This window comes from Williamsia sp. (assembly GCF_036566845.1).
Taxonomy (GTDB): Bacteria; Actinomycetota; Actinomycetes; order Mycobacteriales; family Mycobacteriaceae; genus Williamsia.
On record NZ_DATCVM010000064.1, the window covers coordinates 13,162 to 28,673 of the forward strand.

Consider the following 15,512-nt stretch of genomic DNA (forward strand, 5'->3'; position numbering starts at 1 on the left):
GGGTTCGCCGCCGGAATCGCTCACATTCCCCGGCCTCGCAGAGGGCACAATCGGTGCCTGGTCGAAGGTGTTCGTGAGCGGCCTTCGCGTGGCCACAAATACACGTCACGTCCGTCGAATCCGACCTTGCCAACACATCACCTCTAGACCCTCGCCCGAGCCCTTCAGGCGTCGGCAAAGCATACGTCCACACCGCCTGTCCGTAGTCGAAAACAGGCCGTGACCATCAGCAAGGGTTTACCAACCAAGCACTTGCTAGGTATGGTGTGCCGTGTGACGATCCCGAGCCCACTGAGCGCTGCAGAACTAGGTCCCGACACCACGCCGGTGGCCTATGACGTTGTCGGCGCGACGGCATACATCACCCTCAACCGACCCGAGTTCCGCAATTCCCAGAACTCGGTGATGACGTACTCCCTCGACGCCGCCTTCGGGCGCGCCGTCGATGACGCAGGCGTGAAGGTCATCGTCCTGCGCGGCGCCGGCAAGCATTTCTCCGCCGGTCACGACATCGGCACACCCGAACGCGATGTGGACGTCAAATATCCCAACACCGCCACCCTCTACTGGGACCACACCGACCGCGTCGGCGGCGACCAGCGCCTGGCCCGCGAGACCGAGGTCTACGTCGGGATGTGCCGGCGCTGGCGGGAGATCCCGAAGCCGGTCATCGCCCAGATCCACGGCGCCTGCATCGCGGGCGGGCTGATGCTCGCCTGGATCTGCGACTTCATCGTCGCCTCCGACGACGCGTTCTTCTCCGATCCGGTTGCCCGGATGGGCATTCCCGGTGTCGAGTACTTTGCCCATGCGTTTGTCCTCGGTCCACGTCGTGCCAAGGAGATCCTGTTCACCGGAGAACGTTTCGGCGCGGCCGAGGCACTCGAGTGGGGCATGGTCAACCACGTTGTCCCCCGCGATCAGCTGGAAGCCAAGGTCGACGACATCGCCGGCCGGATCGCGGAGATGCCCCAGCTCGGGCTCGCGCTGACCAAGAAAGCCGTGAACATCTGCGAGGACCAGATGGGCCTGCGCAATGCGATGGATTCGGTCTTCGGCTGGCATCACTTCGCGCACAGCGCAAACGCCGAGACCATGGGCGGGGATTCCCTGGGCGGTATGGATGCCAAGTCGATGAAATCGAGCGCCGGCAAGCAGAGTTCCTGATGGATCTACTCTTCGATTCCGCAGCTCACGAGTTCCGCGCCGAGGTCCGTGGCTGGCTGGCCGAGAACGTACCGACAGAGCCACTGTCCTCGATGGACAGTGCCGAGGGATTCGAACAACACCGGCGGTGGGAACGCCAGATGGCCGACGCGCGGATGTCGGTGGTGAGCTGGCCCGTCGAATTCGGCGGCCGCGACGCACCCCTGTTGCACTGGCTGATCTTCGAAGAGGAGTATTACCGCAGCGGCGCCCCCGGCAGGGTCAGCCAGAATGGAATATTCCTCCTCGCACCAACCCTTTTCGAGCACGCTCACCCAGAGCAGCTGGCGCGGATCATGCCCCGGATGGCACGATCCGACGACATCTGGGGTCAGGCCTGGAGCGAACCGGGAGCAGGCAGCGACCTGGCCTCGCTGCGGTCGACCGCCACCCGCACCGACGGCGGCTGGCTCCTGAACGGGCAGAAGACATGGAGTTCCCGCTCCAGTTTCGCCGATTGGGGCTTCGGCCTCTTCCGGTCCGACCCGGATTCGGCCCGCCACAAGGGCATCACCTACTTCATGTTCGACCTCCGCACCGACGGCGTAACGGTACGACCGATCAACCAACTCGACGGCGAACCAGGATTTGCGGAACTGTTCCTGGAGAACGTGTTTGTCCCCGACGATCCCGATGCTCCCAGCGAGTCCGGTGTCATCGGTGCAGTGAACAACGGATGGAAGGTCGCGATGAGCACCGCCGCCAACGAGCGCGGTCTGTCGCTGCGTTCGCCAGGGCGGTTCCTGGCCACCACCGACCGACTGCTTGCCCTCTGGAACGACACCGATGCGTCGGCGCGCAAGGGTTTCGGTGATCAGGTCGCCGACGCGTGGATCGGCGCCCGGGCCTACGAACTCTCGACCTACGCCACCGTGAGCCGGCTCGCCGAAGGCGGCCAGCTCGGAATGGAGTCGTCCATCAACAAGGTGTTCTGGTCGCAGTGGGACATCAGCACTCACGAGACCGCACTCGATCTGCTGGGTACCGATGCCGAACTCGCCCAACGCCAACCCTCGGGCGATTGGATGGACGGATATCTGTTCTCGTTGTCGGGCCCGATTTACGCCGGCACCAACGAGATTCAGCGCAACGTCATCGCCGAACGCCTGCTCGGACTGCCACGAGGAGATCGCTGACATGAGATTCTTACTCGAAGAAGAGCATCACGATCTCGCCGCGTCCATCGAGTCGATGCTGACCAGAGCCGACCTCCCCGGCGTCATCCGATCCTGGAACGACGGCGACACCAAGCCCGGCGAACTCGTGTGGTCGAAGCTGGCCGAGACCGGTGTCAACGCACTGTTGATCGGTGAAGATCACGGAGGCATCGGCGCCGGTGCCGTCGAGATGGTGGTCGCCGCGCATCAGCTTGGTCGCTTTGCCGTACCCGGTCCTGTTGCCGAAACCATTGCCGCAGTGCCGATTCTGCTGACTGATGCCGGAGCCACCGATCGACTGGCCGCCCTGGGCGAAGGCGAACTGGCCACCGTAGCCCACCCGCCACTGGTCCCGTATGCCGTCGATGCCGCAGTGGCCGGGCAGGTGTACGTCGTCGCCGACAGCACACTCAACACCGGTGTCGCCACCGATCCGCGGCCATCGGTCGACCTCTCACGCACCTTGTCGTCGGTGGACATCGACACCCTGGTGGCACCGGTCGATCCGGGGCGCGGCTTCGATTTCGGTGCGCTGGCCACTGCCGCCCAACTGATCGGACTGGCCGACACCATGCTCGCCCTCGCCGGCGAGTATGCGAAGACCCGCAAGCAGTTCGGACGGGAGATCGGCTCGTTCCAGGCCGTCAAACATCACCTGGCAGACGTCGCGGTGGCCGTGGAGATGGCCCGCCCCTTGGTCCACGGCGCTGCACTCTCACTCGACGGCAATGTCCCCGAACCGCAATTCGCCTCTCGCGACGTCTCGGCGGCCAAGGTCGCCGCCGGTCAAGCGGCCTATCTCGCGTCCCGGATAGGGTTGCAGGTCCTCGGCGCGATCGGCTACACGCAGGAACATGACTTGTCGCTGTACCTGACGAAGACCAGGGCGCTGATCACCGCATGGGGCACACCGGCGGCCCATCGCGCCCGGGTATTGGAGGCAATCACCGCATGAGTATCTACTCCCCCGGCATCGACACCGAAGAGCAATCGGCACTGCGGGATTCGGTCGCGAGCCTACTGCGCCGCAGCGGTGATTCGTCCGCGGTTCGGGCGGCGATGGAGTCAGAAGGTCGAATCGATCGTGCGCTCTGGTCGACCCTGTGCGAACAGATCGGGGTCGCTGCGTTGTCGATCCCTGAGGAGTTCGACGGTGTCGGCGCGTCGCTGACCGAGACCCACGTGGTGCTCGAAGAACTCGGCCGCACGCTGGCCCCGGTCCCCATGCTCGGTTCCGCCGCCCTCGCCACCCAGGCGCTGCTGCTCAGCGGTGACACCGACATCTGCGCCGCCGTCTTGCCCGCCCTCGCCGCCGGCGAGAAAACGGCTGCGCTGTGCTGGGCGAATGCAGTCGGGTGGGACCGACCCGGCGTCCAGGCAACCGGCGGGATCCTCTCCGGCACCGCCCACTACGTACTCGACGGCGAAACCGCTGATGTGCTGGTGGTTTTGGCTCGCAACGGCGAACTCGTCAATCTGCACGTGGTCGACGCGACCGCGGCCGGCATCACCCGGTCTGCCAGGCCGACGATGGATCCCACCCGGCCGCTGACCAGCATCACGTTCGACGACGTCGACGCCACGGCCATACCCACGCCGGCAGATCTGGTCGACCGGCTACGCGCCATCGCCTACGTTGCGCTGAGCGCCGAACAGGTTGGCGCTTCTCGCGCCGCGCTGGATCTGACCGTCGAATACACCAAGTCCCGCAAGCAATTCGGTCGAGTTCTCGGGTCGTTCCAGGCGCTGAAACATCGTATGGCCGACATGTACGCACTCACCGAGACCGCGCACTCCATTTCCTATGCAGCGGTCGATGCGGTGGTCTCCGGCTCCGACGAGGTTCTTGACGTGGCCGCCGCGGCGCGGGTGCACTGCTCGGACGCGTTCTCTTACATCGCGAGCGAGACGATCCAACTACACGGCGGAATCGGGATCACCTGGGAGCACGACGCCCACCTGTACTTCAAACGGGCACATGGCAATGCACAGCTCTTCGGTCAGCCGTATCAGTCCCTCACCCGCTTGGCCACCGCCGCCGGACTCTGACACTGCCACGCAGCCCACCGCCACCTCCGTCGAGCGTGCCCTTCCGACCGCCGACCGTGCCCTTGCAGCCGCCGAGCGTGCCCTTGTTGCCGCCGGGCGTGCCGAAAATGGTTGCGCGCCTGAATCTTCGGCACGCTCGACGGATTTTAGGGCCCGGTGGACGGCGGGTTCGGCGCCGGATCAGCGGGCGTGTAGACGAACCTTTGCGAGTTCCACGTGGCGCTCGTCCATCGGCGGCTCGACAATCTGTTCGGCACCGGGGCGCATTCCGGCGATAACCAGGGCAAGGTGTCGCCGCCAGGCGGTATCGCTGACACCCCTGGTGGTTTCGATGACACCACGCAGCGCCCAGAACGTGAGGTCCACGTCGGACAAGGCGGCATCGTCCCGGATTCGCCCGTGATCTTTCGCCGATATCAACAGCTCTGACAGGATCCTCCGGTACTCGTTTTTGAGCACCTCGGTCTCGTCGTCATTCCACATCCGCGAGATACAACCTCGTTGGGATGCCTGGATCTCACCGGTCCCGTACATGACCTGCTCGAGACCGGATCCGTCGGTCACCTCGAGGGCTTCGGTGGCGAGCGCGACCAGGTCGATCATCAGCTGCCGAACGAGTTCGCTGATCAGCGCATCTTTGGCCGGAAACCGGCGGTACAGCGTGCCGGTTCCGACGCCGGCGACCCGGGCGATCTCGTCGACGCTCACATCCAGACCGCGTTCGCTGAACACGGTTGCCGCCGCATCGAGCAGCCGTTGCCTGTTTTCGGCAGCATCACGCCTGAGCGGTTTGTCGCCACCAGCGACCTCACCAACGCTCACGTAGGACCTCATTCGGATCTATCACCCGACAGCGTACCGCCGGCGACCATCGCGAGCTCGGGATGCGAGAGCTCCGCAGTATCTTCGAGATGAGTCTTCTTGTCTCGCTTCAACGCGGGAATGAACAGAGCGGCTACGGCGGCGAGACCACCGGCTATGCCCAGCATCATGAACCCGTTGGTGTATCCCGCTTCGGTCGGAACCCCCGACGACGACGCGCCCGCGGCCACCACACTTGCCATGAACGCCGCGCCCAACGATCCACCGATGGTTCGGATGTTCGCATTCATACCGCTGGCAACGCCGGTCTGTTCCGGCGGCACCGCTGCGACAACAACATTCGACATCGCCGCGAACGCAAGGCCGAAACCGATGCCGCTGATCGACATCGCCACGTAGATGTCGATCTCGGACGAATGAAGAAACGCGATGATGAAATAGGACGACGCGGTGACCAGCGATCCGGCAATCAACAGATTCTTGGAGCCGAATCTGGCCGCGAGCAGGCCGGAGAAGAGCCCGACCGCGAGCATTCCAATCGCATTGGGCAGCAACAGCAGTCCCGACTGGGTGACCGAGGCACCAAAGCCGTAGCCGGCCGAGCTGGGAGTCTGGAGGAACTGCGGCAAAAAGCCCAACCCGGCGTACATACCGATGCCCATCAGCAGTGCCACGAGGTTTGCGGCCCACACGCTGCGGATGCGCATCATCTTCATGTCGATCAGCGGATTCGACGAGCGGGATTCGGCGAAGATCCACGCCGCCACCACGATCGCTGCGGCGACGATCATGCCGATCACCTTCGGCGAGCCCCAACCCCAGCTGGGCGCCTGACTGACGGCGAGCAGGAGCAACACCAGCCACGCCGACAACAGGAATGCGGTGAGCCAGTTGACCTTCCCCTTGGACCGGATCGGCGACTCCGGAATCACGAAGAACGCCGTCAAACCGGCGATGCTCGTGATGATCAGCGGAATCCAGAAGAGCCATCGATATCCGAGTAGATCGACGATCGGTCCGGCCAGCACGATGCCGGCCCCGGCGCCGACCGAGATCAGGGAAGCAATCAGACCAACAGCTCCGGCCACTTTCTCCTTGGGGAACTCGTCACGGATGATGCCGAAGGCCAGCGGCAGAACACCGCCGCCGATCCCCTGGATCGCCCGAGCAACGATCATCACCGACAACGACGTGGCCAACGCCGCGAGCAGCGAACCCACTGCCAGCGCGACCAGCGCGACCACAAACACACGCTTCTTGCCGTGCATATCACCGAGGCGACCCATGATCGGAGTGAAGATCGAGGCCGACAACAGGTAGGCGGTCAGCACCCAGGTGACGTTGGTCTGGCTGGTCCCCAACGCTGCCTCGACGGTCGGCAGGACCGGCATCACCAGCGATTGCAACAGCGCGAAGGCCGAAACACCCACGGTCAGGACTGCAAACGTCACTTGGTGGTGCGTTCTTGTGGGTGTGGCTTCCATTCGCCCTCCTGAACACAAAGCGGAGACATCACTCCGGATACTGGAACAATCTAACATCCGAAGCGGAGAGATCGCTCCGCATAGCAGGAGTCAGGCGAAGGCGGCGTTGACCTCCGCCTCAACGAGGCCGTAGTCCTCGAGGGAGTACTTGTGGACAGGCTTGCGGTCGCCCGACTGGCTCTCTTCGTCCAGAGCACGCATCGCCGCGACCGCGTCGTCGCTCAGGTCGAGGTCAAAGGTCCGATAGATGTTCTCCATCGTCCCCATCGGGTCGGTGCGGAAATCTCGGAAGTCGACGTCGATGAACTGGGTCGGGTTGTACTTGGCACGTGCGACGTTGAACTCGCGCAGCCCGCGCGACCACAGCTCCAACTGCGAATGGCCGATCAACTCACCCCGGTAGACCGTCGACCATCCTTCTCCGGCTGCCTCGGCCAGGCTGCACATGGACGGGATGATCGTTGCCGGTGGCCGATGTGTCTGGATGATCAGCGCATCGGGATAGACCGCCATCAGCTCGTCGAGGGCGAACAGGTGGCTGGGATTCTTGAGAATCCACCGATGGTCGGGTTCGTTCACCCCGATCAACTGCAGGTTCTTCTTGTGCCGCTCGTAGGCGTTGATCCAGTCCTGTTGTTGCAGCCACCGCGAGTACGTGGGCAAGTAGGACAACGACTCGTACGAGATCGATTTCATGGTCTGGCGGAGCAACTGCCAGCATTCTTCGACGTCCGACGCGCTCATGTAGTGCAGACCCATGAACTCGGGGTTGGCGACGTGGTGCTGTTCCAGACCCGACTGGATCTGCTGAAACACCGGATTCGACTCCCAGGTGTCCCGCGGTGGACGCGGCTGGGGGAACTCGGCGAGCCACATCTGAAGACCCTGATGCCCGGGATCGGCGGTCAGCATCCGGTGCAGCGCGGTGGTGCCCGTTCTCGGCAGTCCGGTCACAAAGATCGGCCGGTCCACAGCCACAGACGCGTACTGCGGGGTGGCCTTCCACGATGCTTCGCTGAGCAGCCGCGCCACCAGGGCTCCGCGCAGGAAGAACCGGTTCATCTTGCTGCCGAACTCGGTCAGCCCGGCATCGCGCACGTACGATTCGAGCAGGACCCCGAGAGCCTCGGTGAAGTCGTCCTCACCGAAGTCATCCAGCCCACACGCTTTGGTTGCCGAAGCCATCAGGTCTTCGACTGTTCCGACGTCCGTTCTCGTGCTCACAACAACTCCCTAGACGTGGTATTCACCGCAGTTGACATCCAGCGTCTGGCCCGTGATCGCGCTGGCCCAATCTGATGCCAAGAAGACTGCTGCGCGAGCGATCTCATCAGGTTCGGGCAGTCTCTTGAGATCCGACTTCGACGCCGTCTGCTCATAGACCTGCTCGGGTGTGATGCCGTACTTCTTGGCGACCTCACCGAAGTACCACTTCAGCTGGTCGTCCCAGATATAGCCGGGTGCAACGGTGTTGATCCGAATACCTTTGCCGCCGAGCTCGGTGGCCAATGTCTGCGACATCGCCAGCAACGCCGACTTCGCCAACTTGTAGCTGCCATACCGGGGTTCTGAGTGCCGGATCACCATCGAGTTGATCATCACGACCGACCCGGACGTCTTCTCCAGTTCATCGGTGAACGCCTTTGTCATCCGCAGACCGCCCAGAATGGTGAGATCCAGACTCGCCCGGATGTGATCGAAGTCGGTTCGGGCCAGCGGTTTCATCGACGGCAGGGCAAAGGCATTGTTGACCAGCACATCAACTTGTCCGAACTCGGCCACCGTGGTGTCGACGAGTGCGGTGACCGCATCGTCATCGGTGATGTCCGTCGGAACCTGCAACGTGACGCCGCCGGTGGCGGAAATCTCCTGCGCGACTTCTTCGAGCCGGGATGCGGTGCGGGCCGCGAGAACGACCTTGGCGCCGGCGGCCGCGGCCTCCCGGCAGATCGACCGGCCCAGCCCGGGGCCGACACCTCCGACAACAACCACCTTGCCATCGAGCAATCCGGTTCCCGCAGTTGTCATCCGAGCATCCTTTGTCCGAAACCTCTTTGGCGCTCCGCGATCCGCGCCTTCCACTGCTCGTCGGTGACGACATTGGACTCGTGATACGGCAGATGCGCAGGCACGTCGGCGATGTCGATGATCGCCACCGACGGCCCGTCCGAAGCGGTCAGCCTCCGGTCGACGCGCTGCCACCGGAATTGCGCGATGCCGCGAGCTCGCCCGGTCGTCTCGATCCAGTTGGCGATATGCGGGTTCTGCGCACTCACCACCAGGCGGATCATGCCGTCCGGGTCCACCTGCGCCTGAGCCGCATTCAAACTGGTCTGGTGATTCACGTAGTCAAGCGAGATGTACCACATACTGCCCAGCTGAAATCCTTGATATGGCGCATCGGATTTCGGCACGGTGATGAGCATCGCCTCGTTGTCGGCCAGCTGATAGTGCCCCACCGACGAGAACTGGGTACTGAGTCCGCCCGGCGTCAACCGAGGCTCGGTGAGTGTGTTCACCGGCAGGTCCAGATAGAACCACTTGGGAAAGTTGAACCAGGTGTTGATCCGTGACAACAGCATTTTGCCGGCGATCTGATAGCGCCGGGTGATCTGCGCAATGTCGGGCTCGACCGGCGCGGAACCAACGGTGTCGACCCGTTCGATCCGGATCGATCCCTTGCGTTGGTCCCAGCTGTTGTACACCTCGCGAACCGCCAACATCGACGAACCCTCACCGAGCACGAAGTAGTTGGGTCCGGGATCGGACCTCGGTGGTCCGAATCGTAGTTCGTACGAACCGTCGGGCTCGATCTCCAGACGCCGGTCGTCGAAGGCGTCGTCGCCACCGGGCACGTTGGTCGAGGTGTAATCACCCTTGAGAACCTGGAAGCTCAGATCCACTGTGTCACCGCGTGTTCCAGTGATCACATACTCGGCATCGGGAACCACGTTGGCGTGGTAGTACAGCGTGTCCGGGTTGTCGAGCCCCATCTTTGCGTACGGCCCGGTGGACGTGACGAGATAGGGATGACTCTTCGCGTGTGCCCATGCCATCTGCAGGCTCGCCTTGATACTGCCCGCCAGATAGTCGAACCCCTCGGCCAGATCCTGGTCGTTCTCGATGAAATCGGCTCCGGCGATCAGCTTTTCGGCCTCGGTGATGGCTTCCCGAAAGGGGCCGGTCACATCAGGGGCGAATGGTTGTGTCATCTCTCTCCTTTGAGAATCCCCGGAAACCTACAGCCAGGTGTCGCCACCGTTCCAGGTCAGGAAGTTCTCCAGCTCGGCCTGTGCCGGTGTGACCCGCGGGTGTTCGGTGGATAGGTAGCCGCCACGGTAGAACAACAATGGCTTGTCCTGCAGGACTTCTCCCAAAGTCTGTACCCGTCCGATCGCGATGAAGTGGTCACCGCCGTCATCGACCCGGTCGAGCGTGCAGTCCACCCAGGACAACGAGTGCTTGATGACCGGTAGCCCCAGTGGCGAAGCCTCCCAATCGATGCCGGCGAACTTGTTGTCGCCGGGTGCGCCGAATGCGGCACTGACGGCCTGCTGACTGTTCGACAGGACGTTGACGCAGAACTTCTTGCTCTGCTCGATGACCTTCCAACTGCGCGACGACTTCATCGGGCAGAAGAGGACCAGCGGCGGATCCAGGGACAGCGCCGCGAACGACTGGCAGGCGAAGCCGACGGGTGCACCATCATCGGACACCGTGGTGATGACCGTGACCCCGGTGCAGAACTGTCCCATGGCCGTCCGGAACTGCCGCGCGTCGAAGTCATCGGTCCCACGCGGGCCCCGGGACATCGGTTGGACTCCGCCTCCACCCGACGGTCGAGCTCCGCCTCCGGCTCCGTCTCCAGTCATATCAGGCGTTCTTGTATCCGATGGAGAAATCATGCCCCCACAGACTGACCGCGGTGCTTTCGCGGGCGATCCAATCGTGATCGTCCACCTGACGTCCTTCACAACCGAACTCGACGTCGAAACCACCCGGGGTCTTCATGTAGAACGAATACATCAGGTCGTTGACGTGGCGGCCGAGCGTTGCCGACATCGGTACCTTCTTGCGCAGCGCCCGATCGTGCGCCAGGCCCACGTCGTCGGTGTTCTCCACCTCGATCATCAGGTGCACGATTCCCGTGTCATTCGGGAACGGCATGAATGCCAGGCTGTGATGCCTTGGGTTGCAACCGAAGAACCGCAGCCACACCGGTGGGCCATCCGGTCCGCGGCCGGCGATCTCCCCCGGTAGCCGCATCGAGTCACGCAGCCGGAATCCGAGCACGTCCCGATAGAATTCGAGCGACGCATGGTCATCGTCGGTGGTCAGCACCACGTGACCCAGTCCCTGTTCCCCGGTGACGAACTTGTGTCCGTACGGGCTCACGATCCGCCGATGTTGCAGCGCCACACCATGGAAAGCCTCGAGGACGTTACCCGAGGGGTCTTCGAAGACGATCATCTCGACCACCTGACGGTCGGCGAGCTCGAAGTCCTTGGCCTCGCGGAACACCACACCCGCTGCCGACAACCGATCTCGAACATCCTGCAATGCAGCAGCATTGGCACATTCCCAGCCGGAGGTTGCCAGGTGGTCGCGATCGCTCGGAACGATCACCAACCTGGCGGGGAAGTCATCCATCCGCAGGTACAGGGCGCCTTCGGTGGGTCCGCTGCCTTCTGACATACCGAGGACCTTGAGTCCGTAGTCACGCCAGGCCGCCACATCCGTGGCGTCGATACGCATGTACCCCAGCGAACGAATGGGGCCCGAATCTTGCGTCATCGTCGATCTGCTCCTTGTGCGAGAGTTGCCGGGATCAGTTGGGGCCGTCAGACCATGGTGTCGCCGATCGGGATGCCGAACTCTCCGTTTCCGAATGCGACGTATGCCCTTTCGGCGTCGTTCGCAGCATGGACCCGTCCCGCGTGGGCGTCCCGCCAGAACCGCTGAATGGGTGTGTCGAGGTCAAGGGCGTGTGCGCCCGAGTTCTCGAAGAGCCGGTCGATGGAGGCGATCGACCTGCCGGTCGCACGAACCTGATCGCGACGGGCCTTGAGCCGCAACTCCATCGGGACCTCGGCTCCGGCCACCAACAGGTCGTATTCGGCCTGCAGATTGCCGGACAACTGGGTCCACGCCGCGTCGATGTCACTGGCCGCCTCGGCGATCCGCACCTTGGCGAACGGATCGTCCTTGGCCTTTTCTCCCGCGTACGCCGCGCGCACGCGCTTGCCCTGGTGTTCGACGTGTGCCTGGTACGCGCCGTAGGCCATTCCCACGATCGGTGCCGAGATGGTGCTGGGGTGGATTGTCCCCCACGGCATCTTGTAGACCGGGGCGGTGTTCTTCTCCATTCCCGGGGCCACGCCGGTGCTCATCGCCCGGAAGCTCAGCATGCGGTGGCTCGGTACGAAGACATCCTTGACGTCGATCGTGTTCGAGCCGGTGCCCTTGAGGCCGACCACATTCCAGACGTCCCGGATCTCGTAGTCCGAGCGCGGGATCAGGAAGCTGACGAAGTCGACCGGCTTGCCGTCCTTGATCACCGGTCCGCCGAGCACAACCCAGCTGGCGTGGCCCGAACCGGACGACCAAGCCCAGGATCCGTTGACCTTGTATCCGCCATCGACGACCTCACCCATACCCATGGGCGCGTACGACGACGAGATCCGTACCGAGGTGTCGTCCCCCCAGACGTCTTCCTGAGCCTGCTGCGGGAACAACGCAAGATGCCAGTTGTGGACTCCGATGATGCCCGAGACCCAACCGGTGGACCCGCACGCAGAGCCGAGGCGGCGCACCGCTTCGTAAAAGGTCACCGGGTCGACCTGGTAACCGCCCCACTGCTCGGGCTGCAACAACTTGAAGAAGCCGATGTCTTCCAGCGAGGCGATGGTCTCGTCGGGGATCTGGCGCAGATCTTCTGCTTCTTGCGCGCGTTGCGCGATCTCGGGTAGCAGAGCACTGATCTTGTCCAATACCACTGCGCCTGCATGGCTGCGGTCACTCATCGAGCAACTCCTCGCTGTCGTTCCACGTCTACTGAAACGAGACTAGAACACGTTCTTATTTATGTCGAGTACTGCGGATTTACCAGGCTTTGCTAGGCCGTCTACGCCAGTCCGCTGGCGTCAAACCGCACTCTTTTGTAACATGTTCTACTAAGCGTCTGCGCTTAAGAGCAGGGGGCATCAGAACGTGCCGAACCAATGCAGGCCAGCGATAGTACGAGGGAGCAGCAGATGACCGACATCGACGGCGGCGCGATCCGCGAGATCGACACCGGAATGCCACCGACCCGCTTTGCGAGGGGCTGGCACTGCCTGGGATTGCTGTCCGATTACGACGACAACAAGCCACATTCTGTCCACGTCTTCGGCACCAAACTGGTGGTCTGGGTCTTCGAGGGCGAGCTGAAGATCCTCGATGCGTACTGCCGGCACATGGGCGGCGACCTGTCCCAGGGCTCGATCAAGGACGGCAACATCGCCTGCCCCTTCCACGACTGGCGATGGAAGGGCAACGGCCGGTGCGCGGGAGTCCCCTACGCAAAGCGCGCACCCAAGCTCGCCAAGACCCGCTCCTGGCCGGGCATGATCCGAAACGGACAGATCTTCGTCTACAACGATCCCGAGGGCAACCCGCCGCCGGACGATGTCGTCATCCCCGAACTCGAAGAACTGGGCAGCGACGAGTGGACCGGCTGGACCTGGAACAGCCTCGTCATCGAGGGATCCAACTGCCGCGAAATCATCGACAACGTGGTCGACATGGCGCACTTCTTCTACGTCCACTACGCGTTGCCCGACTACTTCAAGAATGTCTTCGAAGGCGAGACGGCCGCGCAGTACATGAACTCGCATGGTCGGCCCGACATCGAGATCGGGACCGGTTACGCCGAGACCCATCTCGAATCGATCGCCGCCTATTACGGTCCGTCCTACATGCTCAACCCGATGGTGCAGTACTACGGCGGTTTTGCCATCGAGACGATTCTGACGAATTGCCACTACCCGATCGACAACAACTCGTTTGTCCTGATGTACGGCGTGATGGCCAAGATCCCCGAGGGCCTGACTCCCGAACAGACAGCCAAGATGGCCAAGAAGATCACTGCCGGAATCGAAGTCGGATTCCTGCAGGACGTCGAGATCTGGAAACACAAGAGCCGCATCGACAATCCGCTCCTGGTGGAGGAAGACGGTCCGGTCTACCAACTGCGACGCTGGTATGAACAGTTCTACGTCGACGCTGCCGATGTCACCGAAGAGATGACGCAGCGCTACGAGTACGAGATCGACACCACCAAAGCCGTCGAGAACTGGAACCTCGAAGTCGAGGAGAACCTGCGACGCAAGACCGAACAGGATGCCGCAGACGCGGTGTCGGCGACCTGATGGCCGATCGGTCATGACTGCAAGCTGGTCGAAGGCTCCGGATCTTCCTGATCCGGAGCGTAGGTCTGCAGTACGCGCCGCCACCTCGCGGGACAAGGAGCACTATCTCCGCGGCGGCCTGACCGAGATCGAGTGCCGCACATGTCATGCGCAGGTGCTGGTCAAGAAGTACAGCCCCCACCACACGAGCGTGCAATGGACCAAAGAGGCGCGCGAGCAGTGCCCTGAACTCAAGGCCATTCGTGCCGAAGGTGGCAATCCGGCAATGCTGCCGACCTGCCCGCGCCTGTCGGCCAGTATCGATCACGGCGTCAGCGAGGGAATCGTCCCCAAGCAATCACCGGACGTCGACCCGGACGGCTACTACTGACCCCACACTCCGCCACAACAAACACCATCCACGCAATCTGATTGCGTGGATGGTGTTTTCAAGTGGTCGAAGGTCTACTGACCGTACGGCCCGGGCTGCTGGCCTCCGGGGTTCTGCTGACCCGGATACTGCTGACCGGGGTTCTGCTGGCCCTGGCCCGGATACTGCTGACCGGGGTTGGGGGGCTGGCCGTACTGCTGACCGGGGTTGGGGGGCTGGCCGTACTGCGGTCCGGCAGGGGGCTGACCGCCGGCGGGAGGCTGACCGTAACCCTGTTGCGGCGGAGCGTAACCGCCGGGCTGCTGTCCGTAGCCCTGGGGCCGGCCGTAGCCACCGGGTTGCTGCGGCGGGGCGTAACCCTGTTGCGGCTGACCATATCCGGGGGCGGCGGGGGTGCCTGGCTTCGAGGTCAATGCGAGGTACGTGGCAAAGCCGGCAACAACGAGAGCCGCAATCGCGCCGACGGTCACCAGCCAGAGGCCCCAACCGGCGTCACCGATACCCGAATCGTCACCGATACCCGAATCGCTGTCGAACACAGCGCCGGCGGGGTCGAAGAGGAACACCAACGCCATGATGACGGCGATCAGACCGAGAACTGCACCGACAGCCGCGCCGATACCCGGAAAGCGGTTGATGATCAACGGGACCGCCGCGACGGCGATCAGGACGCCGACGATGATTGTGTAGATACCGGGGCTGGTGGTCGACTTCTCGGCCTCTTTCACCTGCTCGTCGACGATGTCCGACGGCGCGTCTTCTACCTCGAGGGAGACGGAGCCGAGACCGGTGACCGAGACGCTGTTGCCCTCTTCGGAGTCCGCAGCCCAGCTGAAGAAGCTGAACAGCACGATGATCAGGCCGGCGACCGCAAGTGCGATTCCGGTGAACTTCAGGGTCGGGTTGCCCGAGGACGGTGCCAGCAGAGCTGTCGTGGCCGAGTTCTTCTGGCCCGCAGGAGTACCGAATGACGATTGGTAACCCGGTTGCTGCGGCGGTTGATATCCGCCGGGCT

15 protein-coding genes are annotated in these 15,512 nt (G+C 63.1%); 6 read left to right on the top strand and 9 right to left on the bottom strand.

What is annotated here, in order from left to right; translation table 11 throughout:
* Positions 1-261: 261 nt before the first annotated feature.
* The 4 genes from VIQ49_RS05730 to VIQ49_RS05745 are packed head-to-tail and all read left to right on the top strand — an operon-like array spanning position 262 to position 4,412.
* On the top strand, positions 262-1,167 hold the full coding sequence (locus tag VIQ49_RS05730; RefSeq protein WP_331881899.1) for an enoyl-CoA hydratase: 906 nt from the start codon (positions 262-264) through the stop codon (positions 1,165-1,167).
* The gene (locus tag VIQ49_RS05735; protein WP_331881862.1) at positions 1,167-2,342 is read left to right on the top strand and encodes an acyl-CoA dehydrogenase family protein; all 1,176 of its coding nucleotides are present in this window, start codon (positions 1,167-1,169) and stop codon (positions 2,340-2,342) included. The genes VIQ49_RS05730 and VIQ49_RS05735 overlap by 1 nt, the downstream gene beginning before the upstream one ends.
* Position 2,343: 1 nt before the next feature.
* Positions 2,344-3,318 (top strand): acyl-CoA dehydrogenase, encoded by a 975-nt coding sequence (locus VIQ49_RS05740; protein WP_331881864.1) that lies wholly within the window; start codon positions 2,344-2,346, stop codon positions 3,316-3,318.
* Positions 3,315-4,412 carry an acyl-CoA dehydrogenase family protein gene (locus VIQ49_RS05745; protein ID WP_331881866.1) on the top strand — a complete coding sequence of 366 codons (1,098 nt, stop codon included), beginning with the start codon at positions 3,315-3,317 and terminating at the stop codon, positions 4,410-4,412. Before VIQ49_RS05740 ends, VIQ49_RS05745 begins: the two co-directional genes overlap by 4 nt.
* A gap of 180 nt (positions 4,413-4,592) precedes the next feature.
* Here the strand turns inward: VIQ49_RS05745 and VIQ49_RS05750 are convergent, their stop codons facing one another.
* From VIQ49_RS05750 to hsaA, 8 genes are all read right to left on the bottom strand, one after another.
* Positions 4,593-5,246 carry a helix-turn-helix domain-containing protein gene (locus VIQ49_RS05750; RefSeq protein ID WP_331881869.1) on the bottom strand — a complete coding sequence of 218 codons (654 nt, stop codon included), beginning with the start codon at positions 5,244-5,246 and terminating at the stop codon, positions 4,593-4,595.
* Positions 5,243-6,718 (bottom strand): MFS transporter, encoded by a 1,476-nt coding sequence (locus VIQ49_RS05755; RefSeq protein WP_331881871.1) that lies wholly within the window; start codon positions 6,716-6,718, stop codon positions 5,243-5,245. Before VIQ49_RS05755 ends, VIQ49_RS05750 begins: the two co-directional genes overlap by 4 nt.
* Positions 6,719-6,808: 90 nt before the next feature.
* On the bottom strand, positions 6,809-7,942 hold the full coding sequence (locus VIQ49_RS05760) for a sulfotransferase (protein ID WP_331881874.1): 1,134 nt from the start codon (positions 7,940-7,942) through the stop codon (positions 6,809-6,811).
* Positions 7,943-7,951: 9 nt separating this feature from the next.
* A complete protein-coding gene (locus tag VIQ49_RS05765) occupies positions 7,952-8,746 on the bottom strand; it encodes an SDR family oxidoreductase (RefSeq protein ID WP_331881877.1) in 795 nt (264 codons plus the stop codon).
* Complete coding sequence (locus VIQ49_RS05770) at positions 8,743-9,930, bottom strand: hypothetical protein (RefSeq protein ID WP_331881879.1); 1,188 nt, start codon at positions 9,928-9,930, stop codon at positions 8,743-8,745. The genes VIQ49_RS05765 and VIQ49_RS05770 overlap by 4 nt, the downstream gene beginning before the upstream one ends.
* Positions 9,931-9,957: 27 nt before the next feature.
* Complete coding sequence (gene hsaB, locus VIQ49_RS05775) at positions 9,958-10,530, bottom strand: 3-hydroxy-9,10-secoandrosta-1,3,5(10)-triene-9,17-dione monooxygenase reductase subunit (RefSeq protein ID WP_331881881.1); 573 nt, start codon at positions 10,528-10,530, stop codon at positions 9,958-9,960.
* Positions 10,531-10,591: 61 nt separating this feature from the next.
* Positions 10,592-11,512: an iron-dependent extradiol dioxygenase HsaC gene (gene hsaC / locus VIQ49_RS05780; protein WP_331881883.1), complete on the bottom strand. Its 921-nt coding sequence runs from the start codon at positions 11,510-11,512 to the stop codon at positions 10,592-10,594.
* Positions 11,513-11,559: 47 nt separating this feature from the next.
* Positions 11,560-12,741 (bottom strand): 3-hydroxy-9,10-secoandrosta-1,3,5(10)-triene-9,17-dione monooxygenase oxygenase subunit, encoded by a 1,182-nt coding sequence (hsaA, locus tag VIQ49_RS05785; RefSeq protein WP_331881885.1) that lies wholly within the window; start codon positions 12,739-12,741, stop codon positions 11,560-11,562.
* Between the two features lie 231 nt (positions 12,742-12,972).
* Between hsaA and VIQ49_RS05790 the strand changes: the two genes are divergently transcribed.
* Positions 12,973-14,127, top strand: a complete 1,155-nt coding sequence (locus VIQ49_RS05790; protein ID WP_331881888.1) for a Rieske 2Fe-2S domain-containing protein — start codon at positions 12,973-12,975, stop codon at positions 14,125-14,127.
* 13 nt (positions 14,128-14,140) lie between these two features.
* Complete coding sequence (locus VIQ49_RS05795) at positions 14,141-14,497, top strand: hypothetical protein (RefSeq protein ID WP_331881891.1); 357 nt, start codon at positions 14,141-14,143, stop codon at positions 14,495-14,497.
* 74 nt (positions 14,498-14,571) lie between these two features.
* On the opposite strand, the gene VIQ49_RS05800 is transcribed toward VIQ49_RS05795, so the two are convergent.
* A partial coding sequence (locus VIQ49_RS05800; protein ID WP_331881893.1) for a hypothetical protein occupies positions 14,572-15,512 on the bottom strand: 941 nt, incomplete at its 5' end.